Origin of the sequence: Halopenitus persicus (assembly GCF_900107205.1) — an archaeon.
GTDB classification, from domain to species: domain Archaea; phylum Halobacteriota; class Halobacteria; order Halobacteriales; family Haloferacaceae; genus Halopenitus; species Halopenitus persicus.
Genome location: NZ_FNPC01000011.1, coordinates 36,706 through 60,436, shown reverse-complemented (window position 1 = coordinate 60,436; position 23,731 = coordinate 36,706). Strand labels below are relative to the sequence as shown.

The 23,731-nt window shown below is 69.4% G+C and carries 21 protein-coding genes and 1 tRNA gene; 8 read left to right on the top strand and 14 right to left on the bottom strand.

Annotated elements, in window-relative coordinates:
- Nucleotides 1–64: 64 nt before the first annotated feature.
- A complete protein-coding gene (locus BLV25_RS18115; RefSeq protein ID WP_092734645.1) occupies nt 65–2,401 on the bottom strand; it encodes a hybrid sensor histidine kinase/response regulator in 2,337 nt (778 codons plus the stop codon).
- A gap of 566 nt (nt 2,402–2,967) precedes the next feature.
- Entirely contained in the window at nt 2,968–3,426 is a 459-nt protein-coding gene (locus BLV25_RS14570) for a GNAT family N-acetyltransferase (protein ID WP_256335745.1), read from the bottom strand.
- A gap of 390 nt (nt 3,427–3,816) precedes the next feature.
- Here BLV25_RS14570 and BLV25_RS14565 point away from each other — a divergent pair, with 390 nt between their 5' ends.
- Nucleotides 3,817–4,185 carry a hypothetical protein gene (locus BLV25_RS14565; protein ID WP_218128649.1) on the top strand — a complete coding sequence of 123 codons (369 nt, stop codon included), beginning with the start codon at nt 3,817–3,819 and terminating at the stop codon, nt 4,183–4,185.
- A gap of 154 nt (nt 4,186–4,339) precedes the next feature.
- On the opposite strand, the gene BLV25_RS17530 is transcribed toward BLV25_RS14565, so the two are convergent.
- From BLV25_RS17530 to cmk, 4 genes are all read right to left on the bottom strand, one after another.
- Entirely contained in the window at nt 4,340–4,963 is a 624-nt protein-coding gene (locus tag BLV25_RS17530; RefSeq protein WP_176819506.1) for a hypothetical protein, read from the bottom strand.
- A 236-nt stretch (nt 4,964–5,199) separates the two neighbouring features.
- Nucleotides 5,200–5,270 (bottom strand) — tRNA-Pro (locus BLV25_RS14555).
- Nucleotides 5,271–5,362: 92 nt separating this feature from the next.
- The gene (locus BLV25_RS14550; protein ID WP_092734639.1) at nt 5,363–6,442 is read right to left on the bottom strand and encodes an RNA-guided pseudouridylation complex pseudouridine synthase subunit Cbf5; all 1,080 of its coding nucleotides are present in this window, start codon (nt 6,440–6,442) and stop codon (nt 5,363–5,365) included.
- Between the two features lie 31 nt (nt 6,443–6,473).
- Nucleotides 6,474–7,052, bottom strand: coding sequence for a (d)CMP kinase (gene cmk, locus BLV25_RS14545; protein WP_021072475.1), 579 nt, complete (start codon nt 7,050–7,052; stop codon nt 6,474–6,476).
- Nucleotides 7,053–7,221: 169 nt separating this feature from the next.
- Between cmk and BLV25_RS14540 the strand changes: the two genes are divergently transcribed.
- Entirely contained in the window at nt 7,222–8,802 is a 1,581-nt protein-coding gene (locus tag BLV25_RS14540; RefSeq protein ID WP_092734636.1) for a heme-binding protein, read from the top strand.
- A gap of 5 nt (nt 8,803–8,807) precedes the next feature.
- Here the strand turns inward: BLV25_RS14540 and BLV25_RS14535 are convergent, their stop codons facing one another.
- From BLV25_RS14535 to BLV25_RS14525, 3 genes are all read right to left on the bottom strand, one after another.
- Complete coding sequence (locus tag BLV25_RS14535; RefSeq protein ID WP_092734633.1) at nt 8,808–9,653, bottom strand: phosphatase PAP2 family protein; 846 nt, start codon at nt 9,651–9,653, stop codon at nt 8,808–8,810.
- Nucleotides 9,650–11,578 (bottom strand): ABC transporter substrate-binding protein, encoded by a 1,929-nt coding sequence (locus BLV25_RS14530; RefSeq protein WP_092734630.1) that lies wholly within the window; start codon nt 11,576–11,578, stop codon nt 9,650–9,652. Before BLV25_RS14530 ends, BLV25_RS14535 begins: the two co-directional genes overlap by 4 nt.
- A gap of 162 nt (nt 11,579–11,740) precedes the next feature.
- A complete protein-coding gene (locus BLV25_RS14525) occupies nt 11,741–13,261 on the bottom strand; it encodes a hypothetical protein (protein ID WP_176819505.1) in 1,521 nt (506 codons plus the stop codon).
- Between the two features lie 196 nt (nt 13,262–13,457).
- Here BLV25_RS14525 and BLV25_RS14515 point away from each other — a divergent pair, with 196 nt between their 5' ends.
- From BLV25_RS14515 to mutS, 4 genes are all read left to right on the top strand, one after another.
- On the top strand, nt 13,458–14,570 hold the full coding sequence (locus BLV25_RS14515) for a pyridoxal-phosphate-dependent aminotransferase family protein (RefSeq protein ID WP_092734621.1): 1,113 nt from the start codon (nt 13,458–13,460) through the stop codon (nt 14,568–14,570).
- A 101-nt stretch (nt 14,571–14,671) separates the two neighbouring features.
- Entirely contained in the window at nt 14,672–15,307 is a 636-nt protein-coding gene (locus BLV25_RS14510; protein WP_021072481.1) for a DsbA family oxidoreductase, read from the top strand.
- Nucleotides 15,308–15,434: 127 nt separating this feature from the next.
- On the top strand, nt 15,435–16,316 hold the full coding sequence (gene thiD, locus BLV25_RS14505; protein ID WP_092734618.1) for a bifunctional hydroxymethylpyrimidine kinase/phosphomethylpyrimidine kinase: 882 nt from the start codon (nt 15,435–15,437) through the stop codon (nt 16,314–16,316).
- 168 nt (nt 16,317–16,484) lie between these two features.
- Nucleotides 16,485–19,292, top strand: coding sequence for a DNA mismatch repair protein MutS (mutS, locus tag BLV25_RS14500; RefSeq protein WP_092734615.1), 2,808 nt, complete (start codon nt 16,485–16,487; stop codon nt 19,290–19,292).
- Between the two features lie 33 nt (nt 19,293–19,325).
- On the opposite strand, the gene BLV25_RS14495 is transcribed toward mutS, so the two are convergent.
- Both BLV25_RS14495 and BLV25_RS14490 read right to left on the bottom strand, forming a co-directional pair.
- Nucleotides 19,326–20,015 carry a uracil-DNA glycosylase gene (locus BLV25_RS14495; RefSeq protein WP_092734612.1) on the bottom strand — a complete coding sequence of 230 codons (690 nt, stop codon included), beginning with the start codon at nt 20,013–20,015 and terminating at the stop codon, nt 19,326–19,328.
- 17 nt (nt 20,016–20,032) lie between these two features.
- The gene (locus BLV25_RS14490) at nt 20,033–20,260 is read right to left on the bottom strand and encodes a DUF7860 family protein (protein ID WP_021074793.1); all 228 of its coding nucleotides are present in this window, start codon (nt 20,258–20,260) and stop codon (nt 20,033–20,035) included.
- A 146-nt stretch (nt 20,261–20,406) separates the two neighbouring features.
- Between BLV25_RS14490 and BLV25_RS14485 the strand changes: the two genes are divergently transcribed.
- Nucleotides 20,407–20,667 carry a hypothetical protein gene (locus BLV25_RS14485; RefSeq protein ID WP_049817739.1) on the top strand — a complete coding sequence of 87 codons (261 nt, stop codon included), beginning with the start codon at nt 20,407–20,409 and terminating at the stop codon, nt 20,665–20,667.
- 133 nt (nt 20,668–20,800) lie between these two features.
- On the opposite strand, the gene prs is transcribed toward BLV25_RS14485, so the two are convergent.
- A complete protein-coding gene (prs, locus tag BLV25_RS14480) occupies nt 20,801–21,649 on the bottom strand; it encodes a ribose-phosphate diphosphokinase (RefSeq protein ID WP_039400835.1) in 849 nt (282 codons plus the stop codon).
- Nucleotides 21,650–21,724: 75 nt separating this feature from the next.
- On the bottom strand, nt 21,725–22,744 hold the full coding sequence (locus tag BLV25_RS14475) for an HVO_0234 family beta-propeller protein (RefSeq protein WP_092734609.1): 1,020 nt from the start codon (nt 22,742–22,744) through the stop codon (nt 21,725–21,727).
- 152 nt (nt 22,745–22,896) lie between these two features.
- Here BLV25_RS14475 and BLV25_RS17525 point away from each other — a divergent pair, with 152 nt between their 5' ends.
- The gene (locus tag BLV25_RS17525) at nt 22,897–23,226 is read left to right on the top strand and encodes a hypothetical protein (RefSeq protein ID WP_176819504.1); all 330 of its coding nucleotides are present in this window, start codon (nt 22,897–22,899) and stop codon (nt 23,224–23,226) included.
- A 39-nt stretch (nt 23,227–23,265) separates the two neighbouring features.
- Here the strand turns inward: BLV25_RS17525 and BLV25_RS14465 are convergent, their stop codons facing one another.
- The gene (locus BLV25_RS14465; RefSeq protein ID WP_021074798.1) at nt 23,266–23,631 is read right to left on the bottom strand and encodes a DUF7113 family protein; all 366 of its coding nucleotides are present in this window, start codon (nt 23,629–23,631) and stop codon (nt 23,266–23,268) included.
- Nucleotides 23,632–23,731: the final 100 nt, after the last annotated feature.

The window sequence follows — 23,731 nt, the reverse complement described above, 5'->3', positions numbered from 1 at the left end:
CTCGGCGGCCCGGCGCAAAAACCCACGGGCGGACCACGCCGGGGCCTCCCCGCGTGCCCTCCACTCACTCCGGCGGTTCCTCGAACTCGACGCCGGTGATCTCGAAGCGCGCGCCGCCCGTCTCGGACTCGGTCACCCGAACGTCCCAGCCGTGGGCCTCGACGTACTTGTCGACGATCGAGAGGCCGAAGCCGGTGCCCTCGGCCGTCCCCGAGAAACCGTACTCGAAGACGCGCTCACGGTCGCCCTCGGGGATCCCGGGCCCGTCGTCGGCGACGTAGAAGCCGTTCGGCGTCCCGTCGTCGCCGTCCGACAGCTCGCCGATCTCGATCCGTACGCTTTCGCCACCGTGTTCGACCGAATTCGCCAGCAGGTTCTCGAGGATCTGCCGGAGAAGTCCCTCGTCGGCCCGGATCGCGCGGTCGGTCTCGACCGCCAGGGTCGCGTCCGTCGTCTCGATGGTCTCCCAACACCGCCGCGCTGCCGTCGACAGCGCGATCGGCTGGCGGTCGACGTCGGCGTCGTCCTCGCGGGCGAGCGTCAACAGGTCCTCGATGAGCGTCTCCATCCGGTCGAGCGACCGGTCGACGACCGCGAGGTGCTCGCTGTCACACTCCGCCATCGCGAGCTCGAGCCGCCCTTGGGCGACGTTCAGGGGGTTCCGCAGGTCGTGGGAGGCGACGCTCGTGAACTCCTCGAGGCGCTCGTTCTTGTCGACGAGTTCGCGTTCGTGCTCCCGGAGCGTCTCGGTCCGGTCGACCTGTTCGAGCGCCGTCGCCACGTTCCCGGCGAGGATCTCGCCGAGTATCCGGTCGTGGTCCGCGAAGGCCTCGACCGACTCGGACCCCGCGATGAGGACGCCGTACTCCCCCAGCGGGAGGTACATCTCGCTTCGAACGTCGGTGTCGGGGTTGTAGACGTCGGCGTCCTCGCGGACGTCGTCGATCGAGATCGACTCCCCGCTCTCGTAGGCCCGCCAGGCGATCCCCTCTCCCTCGGCGAACGTCGGCGGCTCCCCGACCAGCTCGCGGAGGGCGTCGGTCGCGGCGACCGGGACCAGCCCCTCCCGGTCCTCGTCGTGGAGATGGACCGCGTTGGCCTCGAGGTCGAGCACGTCGCGGGCTGCGGCGACGGCGATCCCGGCGACCGCCTCCCGCGTCCGCGCGGTCATCAACTGCTGGCTCGTCTCGCTGAGCGTCTCGAGCCGGCGCTCGTGCCGCTTCCGGTCGGTGACGTCCTGATACACCCAGAGGTGGCCGCGCCCGTCCGGCAGCTCGATCGGGCGGTAGCTCCGGGCGACCGTCCGCCCGTCGGCCAGCCGGATCTCCTCCCCCTCGACCGGCTCGCCGTCCGCGATGCGGCGGTCGATCCCCGCGAGGAACCCCTCCGGATCGTCGAACCGGTCGCTGACCGCCGCTGCCAGCTCCTGGCAGTCGGCGCCGGCCGCCTCCGCCGGCGACCCGGACATCTCGAGGATCTCGAAGAGCCGTTCGTTGACCGCCAACACCGTCCGGTCGACGTCCTCCGCGAGCACGCCCACCGGCAGCGTGTCGAACAGCGTCGAGAGGACCGCGTTCGTCTCCTCGAGCTCGCGCCGCTGGCGCCGCCGTTCGGTGACGTCCTCGAACTGGGAGACGATCGTGATGACGGTCCCGTCCGCGTCGGTGACGACCCGGTTGTGCCACGAACAGAGCCGCCGCTCGCCGGATTTCGTCACGATCTCGTTGACGCTGTGGTAGCCCCCCTTGTCGGCCAACAGCCGGCGTTCGACCTCCGCGACGTGTCGGCGGACCTCCGGCGGAACGATCGGGAGCCAGGTCCCGCCGACGAGCTCGGCCGCCTCGTAGCCCGTGATCGACTCCGCCGCCGCGTTGACCCGCCGGATCGTGAACGTCTCGTCGTAGACGATCGTCCCCAGCGGCGACTGGTCGATGAACCGCGAGAGCCGGCGTTGGCTCTCGGCGAGCGCCTGCCGGGAGCGGTACTGATCGACCGCGTTCTCGATCCGGTTGGCCAGGACCGTGTACGCGTCCATCCCCGGCCGCTTTTGAATGTAGTCCGTGACGCCGGCCGAGATCGCCTCGCTGGCGATCTCCTCGGAGCCCTTCCCCGTGAAGAGGACGAACGGCACGTCCGGGTCGATCCCCCGGACGCCCTCGAGAAACTCCAGCCCGGTCATGTCCGGCATCTCGTAGTCGGAGACCACGCAGTCGATCGCGTCCTCCCGGATCCGGTCGAGCCCCGCCCGCGGGTCGGTCTCCGTGACGACCGTGAACGCGTCGCGCTCGCGTTCCAGCGCGACCGCCGTCAGCTCGGCGACGTCGGGATCGTCGTCGACGTGGAGCACTCGTATTCCCGCGGACGTGTCCGCCGCCGGGTACTCGTAGGGGCGGTCGGCCATACTCGTCGTCACTACTGGCGGACGACACCTATAGCTTCGTGTCGATTCGTGTCAAACTGACGACCGGACGCAGTCGCGTCGGCTGTTCGTCAAAACCCTCGCCGCTCCGGGTCGGACGGTCGACGCTCCACGGCGACGATCCGAGAGTCCGCTCCGGTCACCCGGCGTGACGCCGAGCGCAGTCGGGACAGAGCGTGCTCCGCGCGCTGTGTTCCGGGATCGAGACCCCACAGCGCCAGCACGTCGACCGGGCGATCGTGTATTCGGTGTGCGATTCGACCGATGAAGTTTCATCTCTCCTCCGCATATACAATACGAATGAGTTATTCTATTAAAGAATTGCGTACATACGTACCTATATTCCTTATATAGGTGCTCATATGATGTCTATCCCAGTAGCAATGCAAAACGTTCGGCTAGCGGAGAGCGGGTAGCGAAGCGTCGAGAAGGGGAAACCGTCGCGGCGCGGAGAACGCGATAATCCGTTCGAACGTGGCGGCCGTCCCGCGTGGCGCTCGCGACGCGTGCTGACCGTTACGCGTGGCGACCGCGACGCGTACCGATCGTTACGCGGTCGGCGGTTCGACGATCGAGCGACGCATTCGGAGCTCCATCGATCGGGTCTCCTCGGCGGTGAATCCGTACTTCCGGTATAACGCGATCGCCGCGCGGTTCGACCGTTCGACGTGGAGGTGGATCTCGGTCGCGTCGGCCTCGGCGCCGCGCTCGAGGAGTTCGCCGAGGGTTCGCGTCCCGATCGTGGCGCCCTGATAGTCGGGGTGGACGAAGATCGCGAGCTCGAGCGCGTCCGCATCAACCGGCACGAGAACGGCGTGGCCGACCGGCTCGCCCCGGTGTTCGGCGATCACGTGGATGCCCTCGAGCCCCGTCAGCCAGTCGCGTATCCGATCGGTCCCGATCGGCGGGATCCCCTGGGCGCGGTCGTCCGTGCCGAAGTCCGCGTACATCCCGACGAGCGCGTCGACGTCCGGCGAGGCACCCTCGACCGTGCGAAGCCGTATCAATCGGTCGCGGCGATCGGTGAATCGTACCGTTTCATCGCTACTGAACTGATCGATCGATGGGTATATATCCGAATTTGACTCCGATTTCGACATTGGTCGTTCGATTTCTCCCACGGACTCGCCACGTAAAAGGATTGATTCGTACGTATATATACAATAAAGGGAATATAAATATGGTTCAGGGAGAGGGATCCACGGGCACGGCGGGCGATCCGCCGAGCAGTTCGGTCGACGCGGATCGTGCTCGACGTCATGGACTGATCGATGTCGTGGGGAGAACCGATCGCGTGAGGAGAATCGACGTCGTGGGAAAATTCGCCGGATCGCTTTCGATCGTCCCACTCCGTGCCTCGATCGGCGATGGATTCAACACTTCGCTCGTGGTAGACTGTGCATATAGGTATCACTCCCCAAGACGAGATCGATGCGATCCGTCAGGAGGCGAACGGTGCCCTTCGAGTGCTTGCGACCTACGACCGGGAGGGGTACGATCCGATATACGTTCGCGGCGACGTCGAGCCGAAAGTGGAGACCGTCGCGGAGGAGATCCACGACGAACTCGTCATTCAGGGGATGGGACGGGAGTACCTCGAACAGCTGTTCGAGGCGGGCGAGCTCCACTGCTCAATGCATCGGTTCGACGAGATCACGACCTTCCACTTCCTGGACGAGCGGTTCACCGGTCTCTTCGCAAGCATCGATTCCGGCGCGGATATTCGGCTCGCTACCTTTGCGGATCGCTGCCGCGAGCTCCTGTGACCGACCCCGGTCCGCCGCCGCGACCGATCCGGACCAACGCGGTCGATCGCGGAGTCGACGGCCGGAACGCCGGTGACCCGCACGCTTCGGTCGCGGATGCGTGGACCGACGGCCGCCTCACTTCCGGCGGGGAAGCGGGGGGTCCGACGAGGGATCAGTCGTCCGCCTCGTCATCGTCGTCATCGTCATCGTCGTCATCGTCATCCTCTTCGTTCTCCGCTTCCTCGTCGTCATCGTCTGCCTCGTCGTCATCGTCGTTCTCATCAGCCTCGTCGGCCGCCTCTCCCTCATCGTTCTCATCAGCCTCGTCGGCCGCCTCTCCCTCGTCGTCCTCCGCATCGTCATCCTCCGTTTCGTCGTCCTGATCTTCGACCTCGTACTCGTACTCCTCCTCGAGGAGAGTCAGCGAACCATCCGCGACGACGTACTCCAGTTCGCCCTCGGCGTGGTCGGATTCGTACTCGATCTCGAGCTCCTCAAGCGACTCGTCATCCTCGACGAGCGCCGAACGGTTGACCGTCGCGGTTCCCTCCGCGTCGGTGGTGGCGGTCACCTCCGTTTCCCCTTCGACGGTGACCGAGGCGTTCTCGACGGGTGCACCGTCGTCGGTCACGGTCACCGTGACCGTTTCGGCGTCCAGAACCGCGTCCATCTCCAGGTCAGATACGGACGCCGACGACGCGCCGGCGTCCGTCTGTGCGAGGCCCGTTGCCGCGGCGCCGCCTCCGACGACGAGCAGAACCGCCAGTGCCGCAAGCAGCGTTTTTGGGACTGACATTGCGGTCGACGAAACGGCCGTGAGGGACATAAACCGGGACGACCGTCGTCCGGAGTTTCGACGAATTTAGCCCGTTTAATCGGTTTAAACGGCGCGGAGAGCGCTTCTTCGCCCGAGCCTGTCCGGAGGCTCGTGACGTCCTCCCGGATCGGCATCGCGAGGGAGACCTCGCGGGGAGCTGGCTGCGGAGGATCTCCCCGAATCGGAGCGACGGAACGCTTCCGTGAGAAAACGAATGGGACCACCGAGAATCGAACTCGGGTCATACCGACCCCATCGGCATAGGATACCACTACCCCATGGTCCCAGGGTGCGTTCGAATCGAAGGGTGTCCCTTAATTAAGCGCTTCGTTTCACCCCTCGTCACGGCGACCGTCGGCCGGGGAGTCCCCGCGGCGCCTAGACGAGCACGCGCTCGAGGTCGACGACGGTCCCCGACTCGGCGTCGGGATCGCCGACGAGCCGGCCGAGACAGACCGCGCTCCCGTTCGGCAGGTAGCAGGCGACGAGCGGGGCCTCGTCGGCGTCACCGACCGGTTCCCCGCCGCGGTCGACGTCGATCACGCCCGGCGCGTAGACGGGCGCGCCGGTGGCGACGTTCGCGGCCGTCGAGAGGGCGATCGTGACGGCGGGCAGGTGCTCGAGGGCGTCCTCCGCGGGTCGAACGACCCCCCGGAGGTATTCGGCGTCGCCCTCCCGGGCCCACGCCAGCGCGTCCCACAGGTCCTGCAGCGTGTGGAGGTCGGCGTCGTCGAAGGGGTCGGTCGCGGTGCGACGCAGCGCGCCCATATGGCCGCCCGTGCCCAGCGCGAGTCCGAGGTCGTGACACAGCTTGCGGACGTAGGTCCCCGACTCACACCGGATCCGGAGGAGCGCGCGACGGTCCTCGACTTCGAGGACGTCCAGCTCGTGGATCGTCCGCGTCCGGAGCCGCCGGCTCACGGCGCTCTTCCGGGGGGGTTTCTGGTAGATCTCCCCCTCGAACTCGCCGACGACGGCCTCCAGATCCGACGGCGCCGACGCGTGCAGCTCCAGCTCGGCGACGTACTCCTTGCGCCCCTCGAGGAACACCTGGGCCGCCCGCGTGGCGGTCCCGGTGAGCGTCGGGAGACAGCCCGTCACCTTCGGGTCGAGCGTCCCGGAGTGAGCGACGCCGTCGATGCCCGGTCCGTCCGGATCGAGGTCGGCGAGGGCGTCGTTGATCCCGTCCCGCACCCACGCGGACACCTGGTGGGAGGAGGGCCCGGCCGGCTTGTCCAGGTTGACCACGCCGAACCGCAGCAGCTCCGCCGGCGACCGGTCCTCGGGGGCCGGCCGGAGGCGGTCCGCCGGGGACGCGGAGTCGGGGGTGGATGCGGCTTCGGAACCGGGGCTGGATGCGGCTTCGGAACCGGCTCCGGCGTTGCCCTCGGCTGCAGCATCACCGGCGGTAGCGTGAGCGTCGGCGTCGTGATCCTCGGCGTCGGTGTCGTCGACCATTCGGTGCTCGTGTTCCTTCGGTTCCGATCGCTTAAAAGTCGTATCGGACGCCCTCGACGGGGTGTTTGCCCTCGTCGAGCGCGGGTTCGTAGGCCTCCACGGTCGCGACGAGCGACTCGAGGACTGCCTCCGGGCCCCACCGTGCGGTGTTGTAGACGACGTCGTAGATGGAGAGGTCCTCGATGTCGATGTCGTAGTACTCCCGGTAGCGCTTCGCCTCGCTTGCCTCGCGCCGGCGCGTCTCCTCGCGGGCCCGGTCGACGTCCTTCCCCTCGCGGTCGGCGATCCGGGCCGCGCGGACGTCGAGGGGGGCATCGAGCCAGATCCGGACGTCGGCGTGGTCGCCGGCCAGCCAGCCGGCCAGCCGGGACTCGAGGACGACGTCGTCCCGCGTCGTCGCGATCTCCCGGAGGCGGCGGTCGAGGTCGCGGTCGATCCGGTCGTCGGTCTCGGCGTGTTCGTTGAACTCGACCGGCGTCATGTCGTTCTCGGCGGCCATCTCGCGGAAGATGTCGCCGCCGCTGACGTGCTCGAGGTCGAGCGCCTCCGCGAGTCCGACGGCCGTGGTACTCTTCCCGCTTCCCGGCGGGCCGGAGACGGTCAGTAACATATCCACACTCACTGGAGCGGCTTACAAACGGTTGTCGTTTCCAGGCCGGTCCGGTCGATGTCGGATCGACCGGCACCGGCGCCGACGACGCCCGAGCACGCCCCGGCCTCCATCGGCCGCCGTCGCGACGACTCGCAAACCCCTAAGTCCCGGCGCCCGAACCCCGGGTATGGTCGAGGCGCCACAAACCGACGAAGGATGGTTCGCCCTCCACGACGTCCGGTCGATCGACTGGGACGCCTGGCGGGCGGCACCCGAGCACGAACGCGAGCGGGCGATCGAGGAGGGTCGGACGTTTCTGGCCCGCCGGGAGTCGGTCGCCGACGCCGAGGCGGGCGACTCGGCGGTCTTCTCGGTCCTCGGACACAAGGGCGACCTGCTGTTCCTCCACTTCCGACCCGAACTCGACGACCTCTCGGCGATCGAACGCCGGTTCGAGGACACCGCCTTCGCCGCCTTCACCGAGCGGGAGACCTCCTACGTCACCGTCACGGAGGTCTCGGGCTACGTCTCCGACGACTACTTCGAGGGGAACGAGGAGGAGATCGACGAGGGACTGCGCCGCTACATCGAGGGGAAGCTCAAACCCGAGATCCCCGACGACGAGTACGTCTCCTTCTACCCGATGAGCAAGCGCCGCGGCGAGGAGTACAACTGGTACGACCTCTCCTTCGAGGACCGCGCCGAGCTGATGGCGGGCCACGGCGAGGTCGGCCGCGAGTACGCCGGCCGCATCAAGCAGGTGATCGCCTCCTCGGTCGGCTTCGACACCCACGAGTGGGGCGTCACCCTCTTCGGCGCCGACCCCACGGACCTCAAGGACATCGTCTACGAGATGCGCTTCGACCCCGCCTCCTCCCGGTACGGCGAGTTCGGCGACTTCCTCGTGGGGCGGCGCTTCCCGCCCGCCGACCTCGGCGCGTACCTCGACGGCGCGAAGGTCCCGACGCGCGAGTACGGCGGTGACGGCGACGGTCACCAACACGATGGCGCGGACGGTCACCACCACGGTGGCGAAGACGATCACCATCACGGCGGAGATGGACACCATCACGGCGGGGACGGCGACGATCACCATCACGGCGGGGACGGCGACGGTCACCATCACGGCAGCGAGGACGGCGACGGTCACCGCGGCGAGGCCGATGCCTCCGCCGACGCGGACCCCGACTCGATCCGGGGCGAACTCGCCGACCTCGACATCTACGCCGGCCAGCCCCACGGGGAGGACGTCTTCGCGACGGTCCTGTACAGCGAGGCCGACGTCGACGACCTCTTCGAGGAGGTCGAGGGGCTGCGCGGCAACTTCGACCACTACGACACCCACGTGAAGACGGCGGTCTACGAGGCCCGCGACGGCGGCCGGTCGGCGGTCGTCTCGATCTGGGAGACGGCCTCCGCCGCCGAGACCGCGGCCGGCTTCCTCTCGGAGCTGCCGGGGATCGTCGAGCGCGCCGGCGAGGAGTCCGGCTTCGGGACGATGGGGATGTTCTACACGATCGAGCCCGATCACCGCGAGGCGTTCCTCGAGCGGTTCGACGCGGTCGGCGAGCTGCTCGAGGGAATGGACGGCCACCTCAAGACCGACCTGCTGGTCAACGTCGAGGACGAGAACGACACGTTCATCGCCAGCCAGTGGCGCGCGAAGGAGGACGCGATGTCCTTCTTCCGCTCCGACGAGTTCGCCGAGACGGTTCAGTTCGGCCGGGAGGTTCTCGCGGACCGCCCGCGCCACGTTTTCCTGGCCTGACCGACTCACTCGGGATTCGTTCCCCCGCCGTCCACCGATTCGACCCCGTCTCGGGGATCCGGATCGACGATCCGAACCGCCGCCGCCACGCAGCCGAGCGCGAGGACGATCCCGCCGAGGACGTCGATCAGCCAGTGGATCCCGAGGTACATCGTCGCGATCCAGACCGAGACGGCGATCCACGCCGCCAGGACGGTCCAGGCGGGATCCGAATCGCGCGTCCGGTAGGCGAACGTCGCGACCGTCATCGACAGCGAGGTGTGCAGCGACGGGAAGACGTTCGCGTTCTCGTTGACCTGGGCGGCCAGCTCCTGGAAGTCAGGGTTGTGGGTGAAAAGCAGCGACGTCACGAGGTCGGGCATCACGTTTCGCGGACCGTGTGCGAAGACGATCGTATAGACGATCAGCCCGATCCCGTAGTTGAGCGCGTACGCGACGAGCAGCCGCCTGAGCGTCGTCGGCGTCCGTCGCGACCCGTAGACGATGACCGGGAAGACGAGCAGGAAGACGTACGCGTAGATGTATATCCACGAGAAGTATCGGGTCGCGACCGGCGAGAACAGCGACGCCTGCACCCAGGCGACGAACGTTCCCTCGATCGCGACGATCGTCCCCGTGGCACGCCACCCGTACACCTCCGAGACCGACTGGAGCGCGCCGCGTCCGACCGCGCTCGCGGCCAGCACGGCCAGGAGCCCGAGGATCTCCCGCCGGAGCGCCCAGGGGTACCGTCGCAGATTCGTTCCGAGCCGGGCGATCCGACCGCGGTCGAGGATCGCCATTCCGACCACGAGACACAGCGACGCGACGACGATGAACAGCCACGCCACGACCGAGATAACGACGATCATTCCGCGGCGTCCGGGACCAGCAGGGCGCCGTCCTCGTCGTATCGATAGCCGATCTCCCGAAGCGCCTCCCGCGCGGCTGCGGCGTCGAGTTCGCCGTCGGTCCCGAAGAAGGGGGTCGCCGGGTCGCCGTCCGTCCAGCGTAACTCGTCGGCGAGCCACGATCCCGACAGCGCGAGCGGCGACGCTGCCGGCCGAGCGTACCCCTGGAACGCCGACCTCACGAGCTCGGTCTTGTCCAGCAGCCGAGCGATCACCCGCCGGAAGTACGGGTTCGACAGCGGTACCCGTCGTGTGTTGTATCCGACGTGATAGAACGCGCCCGATCGACGGCTAACCAGACGAGCCGCCGCTTCCCTGCCGATTCGGGGGACGGCGTCCGGGCCGAGGTTCGAGGTGCTCGCGTCCGCGAGCCCGTCGCCGACCTGCTGGACCGCGGCGACGTCGGAGGGAACGACCCGCAGCTCGAGCGTCTCGAAGGCGGGTTTCCCGCGGACCGGCTCGGGGAACGACTCGGGTCTCGTCGCGATCGGGTGTGCCGGGTTCCGCTCGAGGACGACCCGCTCGTCCGCCTCCGCCTCGCGGAACCGGAGCGGACCACTGCCCACGGGATCCGGGTTCTCCCACACCTGTGCCTCGGTCGTCATCTCGTTGATCGAGATCCCGACCGGGATATCCACCAGGCCGGTTCGGGAGCGCCAGACGTGCTCGGGGAGGATCGGAACCGTCAGTGCTCGGCGCTGCGTCGCGGCCGCCGCGTCCGTGAACCGGATCTCGAGGGTTCGCTCCCCGACCGCGGTCGCCGAGTCGACGAGCGTCGACCGACCGCGAAAGCGGGGCGACGGGATCGGCGTTTCGGCCTCGCCGAGCGAGGTGTCAGCCAGGAACGCGTAGGTGAACGCGGCGTCGTCCGCGGTGACGGGCTCCCCGTCGTGCCAGACCGCCTCGCGCATATCGATCCGGACCGTTCGGTCGTCGACGCGGACGACCCGACGTGCGAGCCACGGAACCTCCTCGCCGTCGATCGCTCGCACGAGCGGGTCATACACGAGCCCCGTGAACGTTCCGTATCGACGGTGTTCCGGCGCTATCGGGTTCCGATTGGTCGTGATCCGTGAGTCGGTCGTGACGAGACGCAGCCGTCGCTCGTTCGTCGAGTCCCCGTCCCGGTCCTCATCGTTCGCCGGTTCCTCGTCCGTCGGTTCCCCGTCCCGGCCCTCATCGTCGGTCGGTTCCTCGTCCCGGTCCTCACCGTCCGTCGGTTCCTCGTTCGGGCTCCCATCGCCCGTCGCCGTTCCGGCCGCGGCGTTCGCGTCCAACTCGAGCAGTCCCTCGGACGTCGCCGGGCGGGTCCGCTCCCACCCGATGAACCGGTCGTCGTGCACCGCGGTCAGCATGTCCGGGAACGCGACGACGGTGAACGGCTGTCTGCGAGCGACGGCGTCCTGTAGCTCCGTAACCGCCCGCCGTCGGTCCTCGCGGTCGGCTCGTCGCTGCCGGTCGAGGAGATCGTCGATCGCCGGGTCGGTGAGTCCGAAGGGGTTCTGCCACCCGGGCTCGGCGACGAACGAGGAGTGCAACAGCGAGTAGAGGGCGTCGGGATCGATCGGGTCGGCGCTCGGGAACTGTCCCACGTAGGCGTCGAAGTCGTGGTTGATGAGGATCTCCCGATACAGGCCGGCGTCGTCGACCGTCCGGATGCGGGGCTCGATGCCGACCGCCTCGAGATGCTCGGCGAGGTGCCTGACGATCCGGATCGCGTGTGGGTCGCTGTCGGCGGGAAGCGTCGTGATGGTGAGCGTCATCCGACTCGGCTGGTCGCGTCCGGCGACGTTCTTCTCCGCGCCGAGACACCCCGACACGCTGCCGCTCGCGGCCGTCGCAGCCGTGGCCGCCAGCACCTGTCGTCGGGTCGGTCTCGATCCCATTCGTTCGGAATGCTTGGTATGCTGTCGTATAACAGTCCTGCGGTTACCGTTCCTTGTTCCGGGGGTACCACCGCACCTGTCCGCGGAATGCCGCGCGTCTCGCCCGGTCCGTGCCGAAGGGTCGCGTTTCGTCAAGCCTCGGGTCACGTCCGCGAGCGGTACTCAGATCACGTCCGCGAGCGGTAACGCCAGCACGATCGCCCAGCCGAACAGTCCCATGGCCACGATCGCCAGCCCCGGGAGAGTCTCCTCGGCGTCGGCATCGACCGCCAGCTCCCCGTCATCGTCCATCGCGTCTCGCCCGTCCATCGCGTCTCGCCCGTCCATCGCGTCTCGCCCGTCCATCGCCCGTCCGGCCGCGATCGTCGCCAGCGCGGCGACGACGGCGACACGATGGGCGAGCAGACCAGCCGGCACGGCGACGCCGAGCGATGCGAAGTCGATCAGAAACCCGCCGCCGAGCCCGAGCGCCACGCCCAACACCGCGACCGTCGGGTCACAGCGGTCCGCGATCGACGCGGTGAACGCGGGGAGCCCGACCGCAAGGACCAGGTACAGCGGCGCGGCGACGATCTTCGGCGAGAGGGTCGGATACGCCGTTTCGAAGGTGACTCCAGCCGCTCTGACGCCGAGGACGAGGGCGGCGAGCCCGACGCCGAGGAGGGCGGCGTATCGGTGCCGGACCGCGTCCGCGAGGAGCCGCCGGCCGGCGATCCGGATCGACCGGCGCGTCGGCCGGCGGAGGAGGACCGCGAGGAACGGCAGCGCCGCGAGGTCGATCACCGACAGCCAGCCGTCGCTGCGCCCGCCGTCGATCCCGTGGTACTCCCGGGCGACGGTGGCGTCCGAACCGATGAAGTCGTCCTCGACCGTCCGCGCCGACTCCGAGACGTCCGTGACCGTGTGTCGGAGCCGGAACCAGTCGTAGTACTCGCCGTGGGCCTGTATCGCCGTGTAGGTCCCGTCCGGTGACCCGTATCCGCGGATGTGGGTCCGCGTTCCGAGGTAGGTGCCGGCGTGCAGTTGGAACGTCTCCGCGACCCAGGTGCCGTGCCCGCCCTCGTGTTCGAAGTACGCGTACCGCCGCGAGCCGTGCGCACGCTGCCAGTCGGTGGTGACGGCCTCCTCGATGAGTTCCTCGTCGACGTCGCTCACGTTGATGCCGGTCGCGGATCCGTCGCTTCCGGATCCGTCGCTTCCGGATCCGTCGCTTCCGGATCCGTCGCTTCCGGATCCGTCGCTTCCGGATCCGTCGCTTCCGGATCCGTCGCTTCCGGATCCGTTGCTCGCGGAGCTCGCATTCGTTTCCTCGGCGGTCGCGTTTGCGCTCACGCCGGCTTCGGATGACTCCTCTCGCTCGGTCCCCGTCGTGTCGGCGTCGGGCGGCTTCCGCCAGTCGGCATCCGAGTCGTTCCGGAGCGCTTCCCGTACCGTCTCCGGGTCGTCCCGAAAGACGACGTTGATCGCCAGCGTCCGCCCGGCGGACGACCGCTCACGGCTCGTGTAGGGCCACAGCGCGTACTCCCCGTCGACCGTCACGAGCGATCCCTTCGGGACCGACGGGGGCTCCGGTTCCGCCCCCTGGTCGGGTTCGACGCCCGGCTCGGGAACGACGCCGGAGACGGCAAGCCCGATCGCGACCGCGACGAGCAGGGCGGCGATCCCGACCGTCGATCGCTGCATACTCCCTTCTCGCTGCCGGGCACCAAAAGCGGTCGGCCGCTCACCGCGTCGGTCGGTGGCTGCTCATCGCGCCGGTCGGTGGCTGCTCACCGCGTCGGTTCCCGCGACCGCCGCCGATGGCACCGCCGGCGGACGATGGCGGTATCGAAACACCCATCCCACCTTGCCGGCAACGGACCGGTACCAGCCCCTGCTTATGACCGAGAAACGCGAGTACACCGGCGACTACGCGGACAAGACGCTGTACATCCCGGGCCCGACCGAGGTGCGCGAGGACGTTATCGAGGCGATGGCCGAGCCGATGTTCGGCCACCGGATGGACCGGATGACCGATCTGTACACCACGATCGTCGAGGACACGAAGACCTTCCTCGGGACCGACAACGACGTCATCGTGCTCACCGCCTCCGGCACCGAGTTCATGGAGAGCGCGATCTGCAACCTCGTCGACGAGAACGTCCTCGTGACGACCTGCGGCAGCTTCAGCGAGCGCCAGGCCAACGTCGCCGAGCGGCTCGGCAAGGACGTCGACACCCTCGAGTACGAGTGGGGGCGGGCCGTCAAACCGGAGGACGTGCGCGCGGCCCTCGAGGAGCCCGACGCCGACTACGACGCCGTCACCTGCGTGATGAACGAGAGTTCGACCGGGGTCCGCAACCCCGTCGAGGAGATCGGCGACGTGGTCGCCGAGTACCCGGACACGCTGTTCATCGTCGACGCCGTCTCCGCGCTCGGCGGCGACTTCATCGCCATCGACGACCACGGGATCGACGCGCTCTTCACCTCGGTCCAGAAGGCGTTCGCGATGCCGCCCGGGCTGGCGGTCTGCGTCGTCAGCGACGACGCCTACGAACGCGAGATCGACTCCGAGTCGGCCTCCTGGTACGGCGGCTTCCAGCGCTCGCTCGATTACTACGACCGCAAGGGGCAAACGCACTCCACGCCCGCGATCCCGATCATGCTCGCGTACCGCAAACAGATGAAGCACATGCTCGAGGAGGGCCACCACGAGCGTGATCAGCGCCACCGCGAGATGGCGGCGTACACTCGCGAGTGGGCTCGCGAACACTTCGACCTCTTCCCGGAGGAGGGGTACGAGTCGCAGACGGTGAGCTGCATCGAGAACACGCGGGACGTCGACGTCGCCGCGACGATCGAAGCCGTCTCCGCGGAGTACGACATGGTCTTCTCGAACGGCTACGGCTCGACCCTGGGCGAGCGGACGTTCCGGATCGGCCACATGGGCGAACACACCGTCGAGAGCATCCGGACCCTGACCGACGCAATCGAGGACGTCGCCGGGCTGTAGCGACGCGACCGCCACCACTTCCGCCTCTCGCCGTCTCGTTTTCCCAGTAACGCCGTCCCCCGTGACGCCGCCCTTTTGCCCGCCGCCGCCCAACGTGGGGTATGACCGACCGACCGCTCGTCGTGTACTCCGATTACGTCTGCCCGTTCTGTTACCTCGGCCGCGTCGCCCTCGAGCGCTACGAGGACGACCGCGGGTCGCCCGTCGAGCTCGAGTGGCGCCCGTTCGACCTCCGGGGACACAAGCGCGGTCCCGACGGGGAGATCCGGACGGACGTCGAGGACGGCAAGGACGACGACTACTACGAGCAGGCCGAGGCGAACGTCCGCAAGCTGCGGGAGCGATACGACGCCGAGATGGCCCAGACGCTGCGCCGGGACGTCGACTCCTGGCCGACCCAACAGGCCTCCCTGTACGTCCGCGAGACCGAGCCCGATGCGTGGCGCACGTTCGACGAGGCGCTGTTCGACGCCCTCTGGCGCGACGGCCGGGACATCGGGGATCCCGACGTGATCGCCGACGTCGCCGCGGACGTCGGCCTCGAGCCCGACGCCGTCCGGTCGGCCGCGACCGACGACGGGGAGTGGCACGACCGGCTCGCGGCCGCGTTCGACGACGCCCGCGAGTTCGGCGTCTCCGGGGTACCGACGTGGATCTACGGCGACCACGCCGCCCGCGGCGCCGTCCCGCCGGAGCACCTCGAACGCCTCATCGAGGCCCCCGACGCGTCGGCGTAGGCGACTTTCGGCGTCGGTCCGGCGCATCGGCGGACGCCACTCTCGGCATCGTTCCACCGCATCGGCGTAGACGGACGGATATACGCTGATGATTACTTTCTAATACCACTAACGAATACCACGGGGTATGACCGATTCCGACGACGCGACTGCGGATCCGGTTCGACCGCCGGTGGCGCTCACCATCGCGGGCAGCGACAGCGGCGGCGGAGCCGGGATCCAGGCCGACCTGAAGACGATGACCGCCCACGGCGTCTTCGGGACGTCAGTGGTGACGGCGACGACCGCCCAGAACACCCGCGGCGTGGTCGACGTCTCCCCGCTGCCGACCGACCACGTCGAGCGCCAGTACGACGCCGTCGTCGAGGACTTCGACGTCGGCGCGGTCAAGACGGGGATGCTCGCGACCGCGGACACCATCGAAGTCGTGACCGATCGCCTACGCGGGACGGGGATGGCGTCGGGAACGGAACCGAGCGGCGCCTCGGGATTCGATGGCCCCGTCGTCGTCGATCCGGTGCTGGTCGCCGAAACCGGCGACCGGCTGCTCCCGCCGGCGGCCGAGGACGCCTACGCGGATCTCATCGCGGCGGCGACCCTCGTCACTCCGAACGCGGACGAGGCGTCGGTTCTGACCGGCCGCGAGGTCGACGACGTCGACTCGGCAGTCGCCGCCGCGCGCGACCTCCTCGAGACGGGCGCCGACGCGGCGCTGGTCACCGGCGGGCATCTCGATGGGAGGTCCCCGTCGGACGATTCCGTCGTCGACGTGTTCCTCGCGGCCGACGACGCGGCGCCGACTCACGTCGTCTCGCCCCGGATCGACACCGCGGCGACCCACGGTTCGGGATGCGCCCTTTCGAGCGCGATCGCCGCCCGGCTCGCGCGCGGCGAGCCGCTCGAGGCGGCGGTCGAGGCGGTCGCACGGGAACTGAGCGACGCGATACGCGGCGCCTACGACGTCGGCGACGGTCCGGGCGCGGTGAACCCGACGCGGTTGGACCGGTGACCGCGACGTCCTGAGCGATCCCGTCTGGCCCCCGTTCTGGTCCCGGCTCGTCCCCGTCCTAGTCCCGGCTCATCCCCGTCCTGGTCCCGGCTCGTCCCCGTCCTAGTCCCGGCCCGGAGGCCGCGGCGACCGCAGCGTTTTACCTTTCGACCGCCGGAGGGTGGGTATATGGCCACCGGGATCGTCGAGGAGTTCCTCGCGCTGAAATCCGAGACCGACGCCGACCTCCTGACGATGCAGTGCGGCGACTTCTACGAGTTCTTCGCCGAGGACGCCGAGACGGTCGGCGAGGAGCTCGATTTAAAAGTCTCCCAGAAGTCCTCCCACGGGTCCTCCTACCCGATGGCGGGCGTTCCGATCGACGACCTGACGCCGTACGTCAGGGCGCTCGTCGACCGGGGCTACCGCGTCGCCGTCGCCGACCAGTACGAGACGGACGACGGCCACGCCCGCGAGATCACCCGGGTCGTCACGCCGGGGACCTTCCTCGAGACGACCGACGCCGAGGCGCAGTACCTCGCGACGATCGTTCGGGCGGACGGCTCCGTGGGTGGGGACCCGACCGAAACCGGCGATGACGACCCCGACGGTCCCTTCGGGCTCGCGTTCGTCGACGTGACGACCGGGCGGTTCCGGGTGACGACCGCGGCCGACGCCGCCGAGCTCCGGTCGGAGCTGTACCGTCACGATCCGGCGGAGATCGTCCCCGGCCCCGGCGTGCGCGAGGACGACGCGCTGCTCGAGGGGATCCGCGAGGCGGTCGAGACCACGCTCTCGGTACACACGAGCGAGGCGTTCGCCCCGGGACGAGCGCGGCGAACGGTCCGTGACCAGTTCGGCGACGGAGCTCTGGAGGGGGTCGGGCTGGATTCGGACCTGCCGATTCGCGCCGCCGGCGCCGCGCTCGCGTACGTCGAGGAGACGGGCGCCGGCGTCCTGGCGTCGATCACCCGGCTACGGACCGACGGGGACGCCGACCGGGTCGCGCTCGACGCGACGACCCAGCGCAACCTCGAGCTGACCGAGACGATCCGCGGCACGTCGGACGGCTCGCTGCTCGAGACGGTCGATCACACCGTCACGAGCGCCGGCGGCCGGCTGCTCCGCGAGTGGATCACGCGTCCGCACCGGGACGCCGCCGAGCTGCGGCGGCGACACGACGCCGTCGAAGCGCTCGCGGCCGCCGCGCTCGCCCGCGACGAGCTCCGGGAGGTCCTCGAGGGAGCCTACGATCTCGAGCGGTTGGCGGCCCGGGCCACCTCGGGCAGCGCGGGCCCGCGGCAGCTGCTGTCGGTCCGCGACACGCTCGCGATCCTGCCGCAACTCACCGAGGCGATCGCGGAAACGCCGCTTGCGGACTCGCCGATCGCGGCCGTGTTTGCGGGCCTCGACCGCGAGGCCGCACGCGACCTTCGGACGGAACTCGCGGACGCGCTCGCTGACGATCCCCCGAGTACGGCCGGACAGGGCGTCATCGCACGCGGCTACGACGCCGATCTCGACGAGCTGATCGACCGCCACGAGGAGGCGCTCGAGTGGCTCGACGGCCTGGCCGACCGCGAGAAGCGCCGCCACGGCCTCTCGCACGTCACCGTCGACCGCAACAAGACCGACGGCTACTACATCCAGGTCGGCAAGTCCTCGGCCGACGGGGTTCCCGACGCCTACCGGGAGATCAAGACGCTGAAGAACTCGAAGCGGTTCGTCACCGAGGAGCTCCGCGAGCGCGAGCGGGAGATCCTCCGGATCGAGGAGGCGCGCGAGGAGCGTGAAACCGAGCTGTTCGACGACCTGCGCGAGCGCGTCGCGACCCGGTCCGGGCTGTTGCAGTCCGTCGGCCGGGCGCTGGCGGAACTCGACGGTCTCTGCTCGCTCGCGGAGCACGCCGCAGCCAACGACTGGACGCGGCCGACGGTCGCCGACCCCGGCGTGCTCGACGTCGAGGCGGGACGGCACCCCGTCGTCGAGCGAACGACCGACTTCGTCCCGAACGACCTCCGGCTCGACGAGGACCGCGGCTTCCTGATCGTCACCGGCCCGAACATGAGCGGCAAGTCGACGTATATGCGCCAGGCCGCGCTCATCACGCTGCTTGCCCAGATCGGGAGCTTCGTCCCGGCTCGGTCGGCCCGCATCGGCCTCGTGGACGGGATCTACACGCGCGTCGGCGCGCTCGACGAGCTCGCACAGGGCCGGTCGACGTTCATGGTCGAGATGCAGGAGCTGTCGAACATCCTCCATTCCGCGACGGAGGAGTCGCTGGTCATCCTCGACGAGGTCGGCCGCGGGACGGCGACCTACGACGGGATCTCGATCGCGTGGGCCGCCACCGAGTACCTCCACAACCGGGTGCGCGCCCGGACGCTGTTTGCGACCCACTACCACGAGCTCACGACGCTCGCGGACCACCTCCCGCGCGTCGAGAACGTCCACGTCGCGGTCGACGACGGCGGAACCGAAGCCGACGGCGACGGCGACGTCACCTTCCTGTGGACCGTTCGCGAGGGACCGACCGACCGGTCCTACGGCGTCCACGTCGCCGACATCGCCGGCGTTCCGGACCCGGTCGTCGACCGGGCCGGGGAGGTGCTCGACCGCCTCCGCGAGGAGAAGGCGATCGAGGCACGCGGCGGCGAGGGCGGGACGAGCGGCGGATCGGGTGCCGGAACGACCCAGGCGGTCTTCGACCTCTCGGCCGGGTCGTTCGCGGACTCCGATGTCGGGGACGGCGACGGGACGGACGCCGAAGCCGGCGACGGGTCAAACCCCGAAGCCGGCGACGGGAATGACGCTCGGGTCGATGACGCCGACACGGCAGTCGCAAGCGACGGACGCGGCGGTCCAACCCCCGCTCTCGATCCCGAGATCGAAGCCGTGATCGAGGAGCTCGCCGACGTCGACGTCAACGAGACGCCGCCGCTGGAGCTCGCGACGCGGGTCCAGGAGTGGCAACGGCGAGTCGACGACGCGGAGTAGCCGGCCGTTTAGCGATCGCCGCGAGCGGCTCGCTTACGCGATCGTCGCAAGTCGCTCGGCGATCGCGTCCCGGTACTCGTCGGCCTCGTAGCCGAGCCGTGCCCGCCAGACGTCCTGGTAGGCGGGATGCAAAAGCGGCACGACGGGTGCGCCGATCCCGGCGTCGATCGGCTCGAGCACCGCGTCCAGGAAGCCGTCGAGTTCGCCCGCCGTGTCGCCGTCGTCGCCGTCCGTCTCCACCCCGATCGCGAGGACGGACGTGGTCGCGTGTTTGCCGGTCGGACAGACGACGTCGGGAGCGACGCGCTCCAGCTCGGTCCGGAGGTGGTGTCGGCAGGTCGACAGCTCCGCCGCGGTCGGTTCCCGGTGTGTCGGCTCGTCGGCCTCGCGGTCCCGCGGGAAGCACTTGACGGCGTTGGTGTAGTAGGTCCGGTCGCCGTAGCCGATCGACTCGAACAGCCGGCGGATGCGTCGCCCGGAGTGGCGCGCCGTGTAGGCCCGGCCCGTCAGATTTCCGCCGCGCCACCGCTCCGCGTCCGGATCGCCGGCGGCCGGCGCCTCGCCGATCACCATCACCGTCGCGTCGAGGGGGCCGGTTCCCCAGCCGATGCGCGTCCGGTCCTCGGGAAGGCGGTCGCAGCGGGAACAGTCCGGCTCGAGGATGTGCCTCCGCGTCGGGAAGTCGGGGTCCTCGGCCGGCCGCTCCGTCGACGTCTCGTCCATCCGGCCCGCCGGTCACCTCATTCGGTCAGCGGCATCGCGATGCCGAACACGAGCACCGACAGAAGGGCGATGAGCGGCCCGAAGAACTCCATCGTGAGGAACGCGGCATCCAGCGTCGGGGAGATCCCGCCGCCGGCACCGACGGTCAGCTCGGCGACCGCGCCGACCGCGAACAGCACTGCGCCGACGGCGACGCCGCCCTTCGTCAACGATCCGTAATCCATCTCGCCGTATCGCCCGGCCATACCGGCCATGGCCCACGGACGGTGCTATACGTTTTGGTTCCGACTTCGTGACGGTGCCATCCGCCTCGATTCCCGCGTCGAGCGCGGTCGTTCCGGACCGCCGCCGACTCAAAAGGTTCACGTCGCTCGGGCGCCGACGCGACGATATGTCGAAACTCGCCGCGCCCGAGGTCGTCGAAGTCGTCGAACTCCTCGGGCTGACGCTGGGAACCGGCCTGGTCTCCTCGGTCGGCCTCTACTTGGAGGACCTCGGCCTCAACGCCGTCACCGGCGGCAACCTCAAGCTGGGCGCCTGGTTCCTCGGGATGGGACTGGTCGCGCTGTACATCGGCGTCTACCTGCTCGGCTACGAGACCCTTCGGCCGCGCCTGTTCGGCGACGACTCGCCGGACGGCGACGCCGCGTAGCCCGTCGGCACGTCGCGCGTACCCATAAGGGATCGCGCACCCATTTATAAGTATTCGCGAATCCGCTTATAAGGATTCACGCACCCATTTATAGGGCCTCACGAATCGCTTTATCAGTTTCTCACGAGTTCGCTTATAAGTTCGCCGCGATCGCCGGGGCGACCGAGGCCTCGCTGCAGGCCCGCTCGACCGTGTCGGTGCCGACGATCCGCTCGACGCCGGCCGCGCGAAGCTTGGTCACGGCGTTGCTGGCGAGCACCGGGTGGACGCAGGCGGCGACGACGCGGTCGGCACCGCGCTCCCGTAACACCGCGATCGACTCGCTCATCGTCGACCCGGTCGCGATGATGTCGTCGACCACGACGACGTCCCGGTCGGCCACCGGGGCGTCCGACGGCGTGATCTCCACGGAGCCGTCCTCCCGGTCGCGATGTTTCTCGAAGTAGTCGGTCGATCCCGAGCCGTAGGCGTCACGAAGCGTCTCGGCGATCCCGATCGCGCCGGCGTCCGGCGCGAGGAAGAGGGGATCACGCAGCTCCGGCAGCGGCTCCGCGAGCGCACCCGCGGCGTCGACGACCTCGACGGGGACCGGGAAGAATCCCGCGACCGACTCCTCGTGCGGGTTGACGAGGACGATCCGGTCGGTTCCGGTCGCGACCGCCCGCGCCATCGCGCGCGCCGAGACCGGCTGCCCCGGCTTGAACGCCCGGTCCTGACGCGCGTAGCCCAGATACGGGATCACCGTCGTCACCTCGCTCGCGCCGGCCTCCCGAACCGCGTCCTGTAGCTGGAGGAGCTCGATCCAGTCGCCGTCGGTGACCGTCGAGGCGACGACGGTCGCCTCCTCGCCGGCGAACTCGGGGACGGCCGCCAGCCGCTCGCCGTCAGCGAAGCGCTCGAACGTCGGCGTCGCGAGCGGAACCCCCGCCTCGTCGGCGAGCGCTGCGGCGAGCGTCTGCGTGCCGGAACTCGGTACGATCATGTCCGTGGGTTTCTCGAAGCGGCTTAAACCGGTTTTCGTTCCGATCGGTCGGATCGGAACCCCGCGACTCGACGGTCACGACACCGCGTGCGCCGCGATCCCGCCGACCTCGCGGACGCCCAGGACCTGGTGACGCCAGCCGTCCCCGGCGTCGACGCACAGCGCGCCGGCGTCCGTCACCGCCAGCGCGATCCCCGGACCGTACGCAAGCGCCGTCACGGTCCCCGCCACCGGGAGCGACCGGTGCTCCCAGGCGTCCCGGCTCCAGTCGGCGTCCGCGTGCGCGAACAGCCCCTCGTCGGTGGCGGCGAGCGCGTGCCCCTCCCCGTCGGCGGCCACGTGGCTCGTCGTGGCCTCGATCGCCTCCATCCACCCGTTCGCGAGCCAGTAGAGTCCGTCGCCGGTCGCGGCCAGCGGCACGCCCTCTCCGGCGACGTCCGCGGCGTCGCGCAGCCCCACGTGCTCGAGACCGGTTCGTCGGTTCTGGCCGCCGGCTTCGCCGATCGTCCCGTCGCCGGACCCTCCGATCGCTCCGCCGCCGGCCGCGGTCGCTCGATGAACGCCGTCGGCGGCGGCGACGAGTCCGGAGTCGATCGCCCGCGGGTCGTCGACGCTCCCGAGGACGGTCGTTTCGAACCCGCCTTCGGTCGCGTCGTCGACCCGCACGGAGACGACGTCCCCGTCGGCCGTCGCCGCGAGGAATCGGGCCGGCGCGTCAGCCTCGTGGGCCCCGTCGCCGCTCCGATTCCGCGTCGGGCCCGGGAGGCCGACCGCGGTCGCCGGTCCGACTCCGACCGGTTCGAGCTCCTCGTCCGCTCCCCCGACCGGTTTGCGGCCGTCGGCCGCCTCGTCGACCGCGCCCACCAGCAGGTCCTCGGAAGTCGCGACGGCGAGCACGTCGGGCGCCGCCGGTCGGCGGGTGATCGCGACGTCCCGTGCCGTGACGTCGGCTGCCATCCCGAACTCCCCGATCTTGTCCCCCGAGACGGCGACCCGAACGAGCCCGTCGGCGCTGGCGACGTAGACGTCGGTCCGGCCGGCGGAGCCGGCATACACCCGTTTCTCCTCGATCGAGATGTCGTCCTCGGCGGGCATCGTTCGCCACTGCGACCCGCGTCGGGGAAAAGGTTCCCGAACGACGCGGCGGCCGCTTCGGATCGGAGATCCCCGCGTTCGGGGTGTTTCTCCCCGCGTTTATCGTCACGTTCTCCCCCGCGTTTATCACCTTATGGCGAGGACTTCCGGTGATGCCCCTCCGATCGATTCTCGGCCACGCGATCCGCCCCGGATCGATGCCCGCTCAAGCGATGCCCGACCTGGTCCCCGTCGAGCTGTACTCGACCGGGGGTGTTCTCGTCCTCCTCGGCCTCGCGATCCTGTACGCCACGGTCGGTCGATGGATCTACGCCGACGCGCGGAACCGCGGGAGCGAGTGGGCCTGGCAGTGGGGGTTCGGCACCCCGTTGACCGTGTTTCTGGGGGTCGACGTGTTCCTGTTGGTGATCGTGATATACCTCCTTCTTCGGGCGTCCGATGACCGTGCCGCCGCCTCGAACGCGGAGCGAGCGGAGCCGTAGCAGTGGCCTCGAACCTGCCGAGCACTCACCGAGCGCGACTCAGGCGGGATTCCGTCCGACGTCGGGGTCCACGCCCGGATCCGCGTCCTCGACATCGACCTCGACCTCGTCCGGATCGAGCCCGATCCGGGCGAACTGCGTCCTCACGTGCTCCTCGGCGGCCGCGAGCGCGCGGTCCCGGGACTCGAAGCCGCGCGGGGCCGGCTCCTCGAAGGCGATCCGGATCTCCTCGCCGTCGACCGTCAGGGCGGCCCCGCCGCTGTCGACCTCGTAAAAGGCGTCACAGACCCAGACGTACGGCGCGTCCTCCTCGGGCGCGCCCGCGTAGCTCGGCGGCTCCTCGCCCCGCTCGAAGACGGTCCCGGTCAGCGCCGTCCCGCCGCCGCGCCCGGTCACGAACAACATGCGAGGAGCTACGGGTTCGAGACGGTTAGCCACCGGGATCCGCCCTCCGCCGGCGTCGACGGGTCACCGGGACCTTCGAGGGTCCGCGGCGACGCACGGA